We start from the raw sequence: 13690 nt of genomic DNA, 5'->3' as shown, positions 1-13690 counted from the left end.
CCCGGTCGCGGACACAGCCGGTCCGCGACCGGGCGCCGCCGGCTACGACTCCCCGTACCCGCCGCCGCCCGGCGTGCGGATGACCAGCACGTCGTCCACGCCGACCTCGGCCGTGTCGCAGCCCCGCAGCTCCTCCCGCGAACCGTCCGCCCGCTCCAGCAAGTTGGCGCCCAGCGCACCGGGCCCGCCGCCGGCCATCCCGTAGGGCGGCACCCTGCGGTGCCCGGAGAGCAGCGCGATGGTCATCGGCTCCAGGAACCGCAGCCGCCGCTCCGCCCCGCGACCGCCGTGCCAGCGGCCGGTGCCGCCGCTGCCCGCGCGCAGCGCGAAGCCCTCGACGCGGACCGGATAGCGCCACTCCAGCACCTCGGGGTCGGTGAGCCGGGAGTTGGTCATGTGGGTCTGGACGGCGTCCGCCCCGTCGAAGCCGTCGCCCGCGCCCGCGCCGCTGGCCACCGTCTCGTAGTACTGCACCCGCGCGTTGCCGAAGGTGAGGTTGTTCATCGTGCCGGAGCCCTCGGCCTGGACGCCCATCGCCGCGTAGAGCGCGCCGGTCACCGCCTGGGAGGTCTCCACGTTCCCGGCGACGGTCGCCGCCGGGAAGACGGGCGCCAGCATCGAGCCCTCCGGGATGCGCACCTCGACGGGCTTGAGGCAGCCGCTGTTGAGCGGGATGTCCTCGGCGACCAGGGTGCGCAGCACGTACAGCACCGCGGCCAGCACCACCGAGCTGGGCGCGTTGGCGTTGCCGGGCAACTGCGGGGAGGTGCCGGCGAAGTCGAGCACGGCGCTGCGGGCGGCCCGGTCGACGGTCAGCGCGACGCGGATCTCCGCGCCGCCGTCGGTCTCGTAGCGGTACCGCCCGTCCGGCAGCCCCACGAGGATCCGACGCACCGACTCCTCGGCGTTGTCCTGGACGTGCCCCATGTAGGCCCGCACGACATCCAGGCCGAACTGCTCGACCATCCGCCGCAGTTCGCGGATGCCCTTCTCGTTGGCGGCGATCTGGGCGCGCAGGTCGGCGAGGTTGACGTCCGGGGCGCGCGACGGGTACGGCCCGGAGGCGAGCAGCGCGCGGGTCTCCCGCTCGCGCAGCCGCCCGTCCCGGACCAGCAGCCAGTTGTCGAAGCGGATGCCCTCCTCCTCGATGGTGCGGCTGAACGCGGGCATCGAACCGGGGGTGATGCCGCCGATCTCGGCGTGGTGGCCGCGGGAGGCGACGAGGAACAGCGGCTTTCCGCCCCCGGCGTCGAAGACGGGGGTGATGACGGTGACGTCCGGCAGGTGGGTGCCGCCGTGGTACGGGTCGTTGACGGCGTAGGCGTCGCCGGGCCGCAGGTCGTCGCCGCGCCGCCGCAGCACCTCCTTGATGGACTCCCCCATCGACCCCAGGTGGACGGGGATGTGCGGGGCGTTGGCGATCAGGTTGCCGGTCGCGTCGAAGAGCGCGCAGGAGAAGTCCAGCCGCTCCTTGATGTTGACGGAGTGCGCGGTGTTCTCCAGGCGGACGCCCATCTGCTCGGCGATGGCCATGAAGAGGCTGTTGAAGACCTCCAGCATCACCGGGTCGGCACCGGTGCCGACGGCGGTCCGGGCGGGGCGCGGCCGGGCCCGGGTCAACCGCAGGTGGCCACGGGCGCCGACGGCGGCCCGCCACCCGGGATCGAGGACGGTCGTGGCGTCCTCCTCGGCGATGATCGCCGGGCCGGTGAGGGTGTCGCCGGACCGCAGCTCGGCGCGGCGGAAGAGACCGGCCTCCCGCCACCGCCCACCCGCGTGCATCCGGACCGTCGCGACCGGCGTCAATTCGCCCTGACGCGTGCCGGGTTGGAGGTCGAAGTCGGCGGCCCCGCCGGCCGCGCCGCGGGCCTCCACCGACACCGCCTCGGCGACCAGCGGCTTGTCCATGGTGAAGGCGTACCGCTCGCGGTGCGCCCGAACGAACTCCGCGGCCATGGTGGCGGCGTCGGCGAGCGGCACGCCGATGGTGGAGTCGGTGCCGGCGTAACGGACCAGGACCCGGGCGTGGGTGGCGAGCGACGCCTCCGGCACGCCGTCGGCCAGGAGTTCCCGCCGGGTCTGCCGGTCGAGGTCGGCGCAGACCGCGCGCACCCGCGCCATCGCCGCGGGGTCCGCCAGCGGCTCCTCGACCGCCTGTTCGCGCATCGCGGTGGCGTCGGCGACCCCGATGCCGTACGCGGAGAGCACCCCGGCCAGCGGCGGCACCAGGACGGTGTCGACGCCCAGCGCGTCGGCGACCGCGCAGGCGTGCTGGCCGCCCGCGCCGCCGAAGCTGACCAGCGTGTAGCGGGTGATGTCCCGGCCGCGCTGGACGGAGATCTTCTTGACCGCGTTGGCCATGTTGAGCACCGCGATGTCCAGGAAGCCGGCGGCGACGTCCTCCGGGCCGCGGTCGTCGCCCGTCTCCGCGGCGGCGCGGGCGGCCAGCTCCGCGAACCGCTCCCGGACCACCCCGGCGTCCAGCGGCCGGTCGCCGTCCGGACCGAACACCGCCGGGAAGTGGTCGGGTTGGACCCGGCCGAGCATCACGTTGGCGTCGGTGACGGTGAGCGGGCCGCCGCGCCGGTAGCAGGCGGGGCCGGGGTCCGCGCCGGCGGAGTCGGGGCCGACCCGGTAGCGACGGCCGTCGAAGTGCAGGACGGAGCCGCCGCCGGCGGCGACGGTGTGGATGTTCATCATCGGGGCGCGCATCCGCACCCCGGCGACCTCGGTGCCGAAGATCCGCTCGAACTCGCCCGCGTAGTGCGAGACGTCGGTGGAGGTGCCGCCCATGTCGAAGCCGATCACCCGGTCCGCGCCGCCGTCCGGGCCGCCCGGGGCGTGCGCGCGGGCGGCGTCCGCGGCCGTCCGCACCATGCCGACCACCCCGCCCGCCGGGCCGGACAGCACCGCGTCCTTCCCCCGGAAGTGGCCGGCCTCCCGCAGTCCCCCGTTGGACTGCATGAACAGCAGCCGGATACCGGGGAGTTGGGCGGCGACCTCGGCGACGTAGCGGCCCAGGATCGGCGAGAGGTAGGCGTCCACGACCGTGGTGTCGCCGCGCGCCACCAGCTTCATCAGCGGACTGACCTCGTGCGAGCAACTGACCTGGGTGAAGCCGGCCTCCCTGGCGAGCTCGGCGACCGCCCGCTCGTGCGCCGGGTAGCGGTAGCCGTGCATCAGCACCACGGCCGCGCTGCGCAGGCCCTGCGCGTGGGCCCGCCGCAACTCCTCGCGCACCGGCCCCCGTTCCAGCGGTCGGACCGGCTCGCCGCGGGCGCCGACCCGCTCCGGCACCTCGATCACCCGCTCGTAGAGCGCCGCCGGCAGCACGATCCGCCGGTCGAAGATCCGCGGCCGGTTCTGGTACGCGATCCGCAGCGCGTCCCGGAAGCCCGCGGTGGTCAGCAGCACCGTCGGCTCGCCCGTGCGCTCCAGGAGGGCGTTGGTGGCGACCGTGGTGCCCATCTTGACCACCGCGACCCGCTCGGCCGGGACCGGCTCGTCCGGGCCGAGCCCCAACATCATCCGGATCCCGGCGACCGCGGCGTCCCGGTAGCGCTCCGGGTGGTGGGAGAGCAGCTTGCCGGTGACCAGGTGCCCGTCCGGCCGTCTGCCCACCACGTCGGTGAAGGTGCCGCCGCGGTCGATCCAGAACTCCCAGCGTCCGGTCATCCCGCCATTGTCGCAGCGCCGCCCGGCTCGGTCAGGGCCGCCAGGGCGCTGCGGGTGGCGTTTTCGGCCGCCGCGTCCAACAGCCGCGCGGATCCGGCCAGGCCGTACCGGCACTCCTGTACGGCCAGCGCCAGCAGACCGGGCAACAGGTCGGTGCACCGGTCGGCCACCCACCGGGTGCCGCGGGTCGCCATCCACACCGCCGAGCCGGTGCGGGTCGGCGGGGGGCCGTCGAGGGTGAGCGGGGGCGGCGGCCCGGCGGCCACCCCGCGGGCGGTGAGCACGGTGTGGAAGCCGCGGGCCAGCAGCCGGTGGCCGCGCTCGCTGGGGTGCAGCCGGTCCACGCTCCAGGTGGCCCGCTCCGCCACCCAGGGATGGTCGGCGAGGTGCAGATGGACGCCCCCGTAGCGCGCGGAGACCGCGTGCACCACGGTGTTGACGGCCCGCATCCGGCGCGCCAACGGGCGGGCCAGCGGGGCCGGCAGCCCCAGCATCCGACCGGGGTCGGGCAGGCACGCGGTCAGCACCACCGTCCCGCCGGCGCTCAGCGCGCCGTGCGCCCGGTCCAGCGCGGCCGCGACCCGCTCGATGGTGAAGGCGGCGCGCAGGGTGTCGTTGGCGCCCGCCAGGAGGGACGCATAGCGCGGGGCGAGTGCGCGCGCCACCGGCAGTTGCTCGCGCGCCACCTCGTCCGCCAATGCGCCGCTGCGCGCCAGGTTCACCAGCGCGACGCCGCCGGGCCGCTCCCCCAACGCCTCGGCGAGCAGCGCCGCCCAGCCCCGCCACCCGCCGCCGGCCACCGGGTCGCCGAGCCCCTCGGTGAGCGAGTCCCCGAGGGCCACGAACCGGGGCGTCACCGCGGGCCCCAGGGCGCCACCGGGCGCGCGGGTGCCACCCCGGCCGGCCGCGGCGCGTCATGGGCGGCCAGGAAGGCGGCCACCGCGGGCCGCCAGCCGTAGTTCTCGGCACACAACCGGGCGGCACTGCGGCGCGCCGACTCCGGCCGCGCCAGCACCCGTTGCACCGCGTCCGCGAAGGACGGGCCGTCGTCGAGCGCGGTCTGTCCGCCGTCGGCCACCAGCCCGGCCAGCGCCGAGGCCGCGCTGGCGACCACCGGGGTGCCGCAGGCCAGCGCCTCCAGCGCGGCGAGCCCGAACGTCTCGGCCGGCCCCGGCGCCAGGACCACGTCGGCGCTCGCCTGGAGCGCCGCCAGCCGGGCCGGGTCGGCGAGGTGCCCCAGGAACGCCACCGGCAGCCGCGCCGCGCGTGCCCGCCCCTCCAGACGCGCCCGCAGCGGCCCCTCACCGGCCACCACCAGCGCCGCGTCGACGCCCCGCCGCCGCAGCGCGTCCAGCGCCTCCAGGGCCCGTCCCGGCCGCTTCTCCGTCGACAGCCGGGAGCACAGCAACAGAAGGACCCGGTGCCGCCCGGCGTACCGGCCGCGCAGCGCGGCGCTGTGCAGGTCCGGGTGGCGGGCGACCAGATCGACGCCGAGCGGGGCCCGCACCACGTTCCGGGCCCCGGCCCGCACGAACTCCGCCGCCGCCCACTCGGTCGTGCACACCACCCGGCTGTAGGCGTACCCGGTACGGGAGTTGACGCGGTCGGCGACGGCACGGGCCAGCGGGCGCGGCACGCCCCAGGTGGCCAGCACCCCGTCCACGCTCTCGTGCGACACCATCACCGCCGGGACCCGGGCCCGCCGCGCCCACTCCCCCGTCCACCGCAGCGTGGTGCGGTCCGAGACCTCCAACCGGTCCGGGGCCAGCCCCTCCAACAGGCGGCTCAGCCGGCGGCGGTCGGTCAGCACCCGGTAGCCGCCGCTGCCCGGCACCACCGCCCCGGGGAGGGTCAACACCCGCCCCTGGGCGGTCTCCTCGTCCCGTACACCGCGCGGGCCCAGCGCGTCCGGCGGGCCCGGCACGACGAGCACCGGTTCGTGGCCCGCGGCCCGGTAGCCGGCGCCCAGTTCGCGCAGCGCGGTGCGCAGCCCGCCGGAGGCCGGGGTGACGAAGTTGGCGAGCCGGACGATCCGCAGCCCCGACCGGCCGCCCCGGGCCCGGCGCGCCGTCATGCCGCCACCGCCGTCCGGTCGGCCAGCACGTCGCCGTAGTGGCCCAGCAGTTGGTCGCCGACCGCCTCCCAGGTGCGGGTCGCGACCGCCCGCCGGCCCGCGGCGCCGTACCGCATCCGCAGCTCCGCGTCCCCGCCCAGCACCCGCACCGCGTCCCGCAGGGCACCGCCGTCGCCGGGCGGGACCAGCAGCCCGGTCCGCCGGTGGTCGACGAGGTCCAGCGGACCGCCGGCGGCCGGCGCGACCACCGGCACCCCGGACGCCATCGCCTCCTGCACCGTCTGGCAGAACGTCTCGAACGGGCCGGTGTGCACGAAGACGTCCAACGAGGCGTACAGCCGGGCCAGTTCGTCGCCCGTACGCCGGCCCAGGAACCGCACCCCGGGCAACTGGGACCGCAGGGCGGCGGCGCTGGGCCCCTCGCCGATCACCACGGTGCGGACCCCGGGCAGCCGGGAGGTCTCGGCCAGCAGCCGCACGTCCTTCTCCGGCGCCAGCCGCCCCACGTACCCCACCAACAACTCCCGCCCCGCCAGCAGGGAACTGCGCAGCACCGCGTCCCGGCGCCCCGGATGGAACCGCTCCGAGTCGACCCCCCGCGGCCACAGCCGCACCCGCGGCACCCCGTGCTCGGTCAGGTCCAACAGCGCCGCGCTGGACGGCGCCAGGGTGAGGTCGGCGGCGGCGTGCACCGCCCGGATCCGTCGCCAGGCCGCCGCCCCGCCGCGCCCCAGGTACGTCCGCGCGTACCGGGCCATGTCCGTCTGGTAGACCGCGACCGCCGGCACCCCCCGCCGTGCCGCGGCCGCCATCCCCCGCGCCCCCAGGACGAACGGGCTCGCCAGGTGCACCAGGTCGGGCCGGTGCCCGTCCAGCGCGGCGGTCAGTCGTCGCCCCGGGAGCGCGATCCGCACCTGCGGGTATCCGGGCAGCGGCATCGAGGGCACCCGCACCACCGGGCACGGACTCTCCTGCGCGTACGGCGCGGCGGCCGGCGCGGAGTTCGCCAGCGGCGCGATGACCAGCGGTTCGTGTCCGCGCCGGACGAGATGGCGGGCGGTCTGGAGGGCGCAGTGCGCGACGCCGTTGACGTCGGGCGGGAAGGATTCGGTCACGAGGACGACACGCATACCGCTGTTGTCGGCGCGCCGTGCGTGGACGGGGCCAAGGGGATCTTTCCAACCGGCGAACGTCCCATGAGCGTTCGCCCACCCGCCCGGTCAGGCGGTTCTGCCGGGCCGCCTCACACCGCGGGGGCGTCCGGCTCGATGCGGGCCCGCACGGCGGTCTGCACCTCGGCCTCCTCGGCCGGGTCGGCGGCCAGCCGGCGGAGCTGCTCGACGACCCGGTCGTCGGCGGTGGCCGCGTGCCGGGCGGCCAGCTCCCGGGTGGCCTCCTCGCAGTCCCACAGGCACTCGACGGCGAAGCCGGCCGGGAAACCGGGGTCGGTCGAGGCGAGCGCGGCGGCGGCCCGGCCGCGCAGTTGCGAGGAGGACGTCTCGCGGTAGAGGTGGCGCAGCACGGGCGCGGCGCAGGCGATCCCGAGGCGGCCGGCGCCGTCCACCAACTCCCACAGCGTGCAGGCGTTCGGCCCCTCCTCCCGCACGGTGCGGCGCAGCGCGGCCAGCACCAGCCCGGTGTCGCGGCGGGCGCCCCGGCGGGCCAGCATCGCGGCGGCGGACGCGCCCAGCCGGTCGGCGCGCGCCGCCCAGATCCTGGCCTGCTCGACGGCGGCCACGCTGCGCATCCGCTCGTACGCACAGAGCGCGGCGGCGATCAGCGGCTCGGCGGAGAGCGGGTCGGTGACGGCCTCCTCGACGAGGTCCAGGACCGCCGCGTCGCCGCGCTCGGCGAGGTGGTGGAGGACGGCGGCGCGCGCCGCGTCCGGTCCGCCGCGGCCGGCCCGCAGCAGCTCGGCGCGGTCCTCGGGACCGGCGACGGCGCTCAGGCAGCGGGCCGCGGCGAGATAACGGTGCTCCTCGGGGCGCGGTTCGAGCTCCTGCTGGGCCCACTCCAGCACCTCGGCCACGCTCCAGCCGGGGCGCGGCCCGCGCGGCCGCAACTGCCGCTGCCAACGGTCGAAGGAGCCGTCCTCCTTGGCGGCGACCAACCGCGCGCCGTAACGGGCGTCCTCCGCCCACAGCCGCCACGGCCGGGGCTCGAAGGCGTCACGCACGGTGGCGGCCAACTCGGCGGCGCCCTGGGCGGTCTGGGGGAAACGGGCCAGCACGGCGGGGGCCAGGCTCATCAGCCCGGCGTCGTCGTCGCGCAGCGCCAGCTCGTCGAGGGCCCACCGCCAGTTGCTGCCCACCGCGGCGTAACTGCGCAGCAGCAGCCGGGCGGCGTCCCTGCCGTAGGAGGCGAGGTGGCCGAGGACGGCGAGGGCGAGGCCGGTGCGCTCCTCCCCGGTGTCGATGCGGTCGTCGGGGTGGAAGAGGTGCCGTTCGATCTCCTCCAGGCCGCCGTCGAGCTGCATGTAGAGGCGCGCGTAGTAGAGCGAGCGGTTCTCCACCTGCCAGTCCCGGCGCGGGTCGCGCAGCACACTGTCGTTGAGTGCCGCGAGCGCCTCGGCCCGCGGCGCCGCGAGGGCATGCAGGGTCCCGTCGCCGCGGCCTCGCTGGAGGAGGCCGAGCAGGGTGCCACTGGGCGCTATGTCTGGATCGAACATGAGGTCAGCATCCGGTGCGGGGGACAGGCTGGCAACGGGATTTCCGCTGACCGGCATTCTTGCCGGTGGCCGCGGGCCCTATGCGTCGTTCCCCCCGTGGATCGGTGGGGTAGACAGCTCTACGGCGGCCGCAGCCTAGCGTGGAACGCTTCATTCCGCCGATTCGGGCCCGGTTGCCGAGGGGAAGCCTTTGGCATATGCCGGTTGCACCACCGTATCGGGTAATGCCAAATCCCTTACGCACCGTCGCAGCCTGTGCAAGAGTCGTAACCGGCCCATACGTTCCGGCGCCGCCTGATCACGGAGTACGTCATGCCGCCCCCTCTCTTCGCGGATCACCCAGCCGATCGGACCCCCGAGCGCGACGCGGTCGAGGCACTCATCTCGCAGGCCCGCACCCTGCGCGGTGGCCTCGACGCGGTACGCAGAGAGTCCTCGGTGGCCGGTGACCTCGCCGCCGACCCGCAGCTCCGCTGGCAGCGGGCACTGTGCGAGCTCGCCGTCCATCACCTGGACGACCTCGGGGGCCATCTCGACCAGCTCAGAGAGGGCCTGCCGACCGTGCCCGCCGGGGAGCCCGGGGCGCTCGCCGAACTGCCGGCCGCCCCGCCCGCGCCGGCGGCGCCCGCGCCCGGCGCACTGTTGCGCCGGGTCGGCAGCGCCGAATGGAATCTGCTCACCGACGAGGTCAACTGGTCCGACGAGCTCTTCACGATGTTCGGCCGCGACGAGACCGACGGCCCGTTGACGCTGGACGAACTGCCGTCCCTGGTACACCCCGACGACCAGGAGCAGTTGGCCGTGATGGTCACCGACTGCCTGGTGGACGGCCGGCCGATCGACGGCGAGTTCCGCATCGTGCGCACCGACTCCGGCATCCGCACGGTCCACATGGTCGGCGAACCGGTGCTCGACGCCGACGGCGGCACCGCCTGCATGTGGGCCGTGCTCCGGGACGTCAGCGAGCTGCGCCGCAGCCAGATGGCGGTGCGCGAGACCGGCGACTCGCTCCAGCGCGAGCAGCACATCGCACAGACCGAGCACCGGCTCGCGGTCGAGCTCCAGGAGGCCGTACTGCCGCCGTGGCGCGGCTCGCTGCGGTTCCCCGGGGGCGGCACGGTCACGCTGGACCTCGCCGGCCGCTATCTGCCCGCCGGCACCTCCGCCCTGATCGGCGGCGACTGGTACGACGCGCTGCAACTCCCCGACGGGCGCACGCTGTTGAGCGTCGGCGACCTCACCGGGCACGGCGTGGCGGCGACGTCCGGGATGGCCATGGTGCTCGGCGCGCTGCGCGGGATGGCCGTGGCCGGGCACCGGCCGGGCCAACTGATGGGCTTCCTCAACCAACTGCTGGACACCGCCACCCAGCCGGCGTTGGGCAGCGCGGTGTGCTGCCAGTTCGATCCGGCGACCCGGACGCTGGAGTGGGCCCAGGCCGGGCACCCCGCGCCGCTGCTGTTCCGCGGCGGCACGGGGCGCGCGCTGGACCCGCCCGAGGGCGTGCTGCTCGGCGCCACCTCCAGCGCGAGCTACGGCCAGCGCACCGAGCGGCTGGAGCCCGGCGACCTACTGGTGCTGCACACCGACGGCCTGGTCCCGCGCCGCACCCACGGCCCGGGGAGCGCCCACGAGAGCACCCAGCGGCTCCTGGCCCTGGCACCACGGTTCGCCGCGGCCCGCAGCGCGCAGGACAGCGTCCGCACGGTGGTCGAGGAGTTCGGCGCCACCGAGCGCGAGGACGACGCCTGCGTGCTGATCGCCCGGGTCGGCGACTGACGCGACGGCTCGACCGTCTCGGGGGCGGGCCGGCCACGGCCGCGCCGCCCGCCCCGAGGGCTCGACCCGCCCTGCGGGGTGACAGCGCGCCACCCGTGTCGCTTTTGCGGCACTTACGCCATGTGTCAACGAGGGCTGCGCGGTTGAGGAGTCGGTCAGCGGGGCGGCGGGCGGGGTGGACGGCGGCGGGACGGCCGGCAGCTCGATCGGCATCGGCGGACCGATCGAAGGTGCGGCTACGGGTTCGGTGATCGGCAGGATTGTCGTAGGCGTTCCGGCGGCGGTCTTGCCGGCGGCGGGGGCGTCAACGGGCGTCAGGGGCCGCGGACATGGGGGACGGCGTTCTGACGCCGGGCGTGGGTCTGCCCTACGGATTCCCGTGGGTGGCCGCGGGCGGGCGGCACGACTCAGACCCCGAAGTTCGGCTCCCCGGCCATCTTGAGGCCCGGCACCAGGCCCCCGCCCTTCCCCTTGGGCTTCGGCTTCGGCAGGACCTGCTGGAGCTCCTCGCGGAGGTCCTGGATCTTGCCGCAGCCGGTGTACTGGCCGGTGAGCCGGAACATCTCCCGCAGCCGGTCCCAGGTGCGGTGCGAGGAGTTCTCCCCGATGCAGACCAGCGCCAACCGGGCGTAGCGGTCGGCCCGTTCGGGATCGTCGCCGATGAAGCAGGCCGAGGCCATCGAGATGTAGTCGAAGATCTGCGACCGCTGATGACCGGTCTTGCGCAGTTGGAGCGCCTTCGTGGCGTGGCTCTGCGCCATCTTGGCCGCGGCGGGGTCGTGTTCGGCCAGGGTGCGGAACGCCAGCGCCTGCATGCCGTGCAGATCCGCCTCGTCGAACATCTGCATCCAGGCCGGCGGCGGCACATCGGCCTTGTCCGAGACGAACAGCTCCTCGGCCTCGCCGAGGGTGCGGCGCATCGCCTGGCCGTGCCCCTTGGACGCGTGCGCCCACGCCTCGATGGTGTGCAGCATGGCGCGGGTGCGCGGCAGGGTCTCCTGGCCCGAACCGGACTTGGCCAGCTTCATCAGGTCGAGGGCGTCGTCCGGGCGGCCCAGGTGGACCATCTGCCGGGCGGCCCGGGAGAGCGCCTCGCCGGCGCGCGGGCGGTCGCCCCCCTCGCGGGCCGCGTGCGCCGCGATGATGAAGTACTTCTGGGCGGTGGGCTCCAGGCCCACGTCGTGGGACATCCAGCCGGCGAGCACCGCGAGGTTGGCCGCCACGCCCCAGAGCCGGCGCTGGAGGTGCTCGGGGTGGCGGTAGGCGAGCATCCCGCCGACCTCGTTGAGCTGGCCGACCACGGCCTTGCGCTGGAGGCCGCCGCCGCGGGCCGCGTCCCAGCGGCGGAACACCTCGACGGAGTGTTCCAGGGCGTCGATCTCCTGTGACCCCACGGGGGCCGCCTCGTAGCGGTCGAGGCCGATCTGGTCGAGTTCGTGCAGGGATTCGTGGGCGAGCGGATCGTCGTGGCGGAGGGCGAGCGGAGCGGGGTCGGTGTGCAGCCAGTCGTGCAGGGCACCGGTGAGTGCGGAACCCGCGGCGAGCGCCGCGCCGGCCCCCACCAAGCCGCGTCGATTGAGCATGAGGTCCATTCCCGTGAATTCCGTGAGGACCGCTGCGGTCCGCTCGGGCGCCCACGGCAGACCGTCCATGGCCTGCCGCTTCCCCGCGCGACCGGTCCGGGCGAACCCGAGGTCCTCGGTGGTTACGACACGGCCGAGGCGCTCGGTGAAGAGGGAGGCCAGCACCTTGGGCACCGGATCCCTGGGGGTCTCCCCCATGTCGATCCAGCGCCGCACCCGCGAGGTGTCGGTCGCCAGTTGCGGATGGCCCATGGCCGCCGCCTGCCGGTTGACCAGCCTCGCGAGTTCTCCCTTGGACCAGCCGGCCAGGCCGAAAAGGTCCGCGAGACGAGTGTTTGGCTCCCTGCTCACGTCAAGCCCCCAGGTTCCTCGACTGAGTTGACAGTATCGGCGGCTGACGTGCGCTGCGAGCATTCGCCAGGGTTCGCCAGGGTGCGCCAGATGGTCTGCCACCCGCACCCGCGTGTTCGGTAGGTGTGCAGCCCCCGGCCCGGTGACGGGACCGCATTCCCCAGGGTGCGTGCCCTCTCACGGGGACCCGCGGACGGCCGCCTGTACGGGGCCCGTTCACGGGTTCCCGTCACCGGGCCGGGAGCGCACGCAACTCGTCGGCGCACGAAGGGATCTGTCTCACCCATGTATGCAGCATCGTCCGCCGTGACCGCCCCCACCCGGACGTACCGCCCGCACCCTGCCGGCAGCGGGCCGTATCTCGATCCCTCCCCCTCCGCGGGGGCGGTGACCGGTCTGGCCGGCGGCCGGAACCGGCGGGCACAGGGGTTGGGCACCCAACCGCTCAGCGGGAGACTCGACTTGTCCGGCCCCCAGGGCGCCCAGCTCCGCGCCGCCGTCGCCTCGGTGCACCGCATCTGTCCGGAGTTCAACCCGGTCCAGGTGCTCCGCCGGGGCGGGAAGACCGTACTGCTCCTGGGGACGACCGGGCGGATGAGCGCCGTCGCGAAGTGTTTACTGGACCACTCTCCCGCGTGGGTCGACAGCTTCCGGCAGGAAATAAGCGCGTACCGGGCGTTCGTCCGGCACCGTCCGCCGGTCCGGGTGCCGCGGCTGGTGGCGGCCGACCCCGACAACTGCACGCTGGTGCTGGAGCGGATGCCCGGCCGGGTGGCGGCCCTGGCCCGGCACCCCTCGGAGGCGCCGCCGCGGGCCGACGTCCGGGCCGCGCTGGGCGCGGTCTGCCGGGTCAACTCCTGGCGCCCGCCGGCCGGTCTGTTCGACGCCCCGTTGGACTACGCGGGCCGGATCGGGCGCTACCACGACCTGGGGCTGCTCACCGACCGGGATCTGGGCGACCTCCAGAAGCTGCTGCACGGACTGGCGCACACCCAGGGCCAGTTCTGCCACGGCGACGCCCTGTTGAACAACGTCCTGCTCTCGCCGGCCGGCCCGGTGCTGCTGGACTGGGACAACGCCGGCTGGTACCTCCCGGGCTACGACCTGGCGACGCTGTGGGCGGTGCTCGGCGACGCCCCGGTGGCCCGCCGGCACATCAGCCAGCTCGCCCAGGCGCCGGGCACCGCCGCGCGGGACGCCTTCCTGGTGAATCTGATGCTGGTGCTCACCCGCGAGATCCGGCGGTACGAGACCGCGGTGCAGCGGACCATGCGCGAGCCCGCGCCGGCCACCGCGCCGGCCGCGGGGCACCCCGGGGCACCGACGCCCGGGGAGGAGCAGCGGCTGCTGCTGCGCAGGCTGCACGACGACGCGCAGATGGCGCGGCGGGCGGTGCGGGCGGCGGTCGGCACCCGCTGACCCCGGCCCCGGAGGGGCACCACGTGAGCGGCGGGGGCCCGGGGGGGCGCGCCCCGCCCCGCAGGGGGGGGCCCCAACCCAGCCCCCCCCCCCCCCCCCGGCCCGGCCCCGGGCCGGGCCGGGGGGGGGGGCCCCCCCCGG

At 75.6% G+C, this 13690-nt stretch carries 8 protein-coding genes; 2 read left to right on the top strand and 6 right to left on the bottom strand.

What is annotated here, in order from left to right:
- Positions 1–42 precede the first annotated feature (42 nt).
- The 5 genes from ACIQU6_RS35030 to ACIQU6_RS35010 form a co-directional block, all read right to left on the bottom strand.
- On the bottom strand, positions 43–3675 hold the full coding sequence (locus ACIQU6_RS35030) for a hydantoinase B/oxoprolinase family protein (protein WP_403485758.1): 3633 nt from the start codon (positions 3673–3675) through the stop codon (positions 43–45).
- Positions 3672–4532, bottom strand: a complete 861-nt coding sequence (locus ACIQU6_RS35025; protein ID WP_403485757.1) for an SGNH/GDSL hydrolase family protein — start codon at positions 4530–4532, stop codon at positions 3672–3674. The genes ACIQU6_RS35030 and ACIQU6_RS35025 overlap by 4 nt, the downstream gene beginning before the upstream one ends.
- Complete coding sequence (locus ACIQU6_RS35020) at positions 4529–5749, bottom strand: glycosyltransferase (RefSeq protein ID WP_403485756.1); 1221 nt, start codon at positions 5747–5749, stop codon at positions 4529–4531. Before ACIQU6_RS35020 ends, ACIQU6_RS35025 begins: the two co-directional genes overlap by 4 nt.
- Positions 5746–6879, bottom strand: a complete 1134-nt coding sequence (locus tag ACIQU6_RS35015) for a glycosyltransferase family 4 protein (RefSeq protein WP_403485755.1) — start codon at positions 6877–6879, stop codon at positions 5746–5748. The genes ACIQU6_RS35020 and ACIQU6_RS35015 overlap by 4 nt, the downstream gene beginning before the upstream one ends.
- A gap of 113 nt (positions 6880–6992) precedes the next feature.
- Positions 6993–8417 carry a HEAT repeat domain-containing protein gene (locus ACIQU6_RS35010; protein WP_403485754.1) on the bottom strand — a complete coding sequence of 475 codons (1425 nt, stop codon included), beginning with the start codon at positions 8415–8417 and terminating at the stop codon, positions 6993–6995.
- Positions 8418–8729: 312 nt separating this feature from the next.
- On the opposite strand from ACIQU6_RS35010, the gene ACIQU6_RS35005 reads away from it, so the two are divergent.
- Complete coding sequence (locus ACIQU6_RS35005) at positions 8730–10196, top strand: PP2C family protein-serine/threonine phosphatase (RefSeq protein WP_403485753.1); 1467 nt, start codon at positions 8730–8732, stop codon at positions 10194–10196.
- Positions 10197–10603: 407 nt separating this feature from the next.
- Here ACIQU6_RS35005 and ACIQU6_RS35000 read toward each other — a convergent pair whose 3' ends face one another.
- Positions 10604–12130, bottom strand: a complete 1527-nt coding sequence (locus ACIQU6_RS35000; protein WP_403485752.1) for a hypothetical protein — start codon at positions 12128–12130, stop codon at positions 10604–10606.
- A gap of 285 nt (positions 12131–12415) precedes the next feature.
- Here ACIQU6_RS35000 and ACIQU6_RS34995 point away from each other — a divergent pair, with 285 nt between their 5' ends.
- On the top strand, positions 12416–13549 hold the full coding sequence (locus ACIQU6_RS34995; protein WP_403485751.1) for an aminoglycoside phosphotransferase family protein: 1134 nt from the start codon (positions 12416–12418) through the stop codon (positions 13547–13549).
- Positions 13550–13690: the final 141 nt, after the last annotated feature.

The organism is Streptomyces sp. NPDC090442 (assembly GCF_044769405.1).
Taxonomy (GTDB): domain Bacteria; phylum Actinomycetota; class Actinomycetes; order Streptomycetales; family Streptomycetaceae; genus Streptomyces.
Note: the sequence above shows the minus strand (reverse complement) of the source record. Positions and strands in the feature narration are given on the sequence as shown.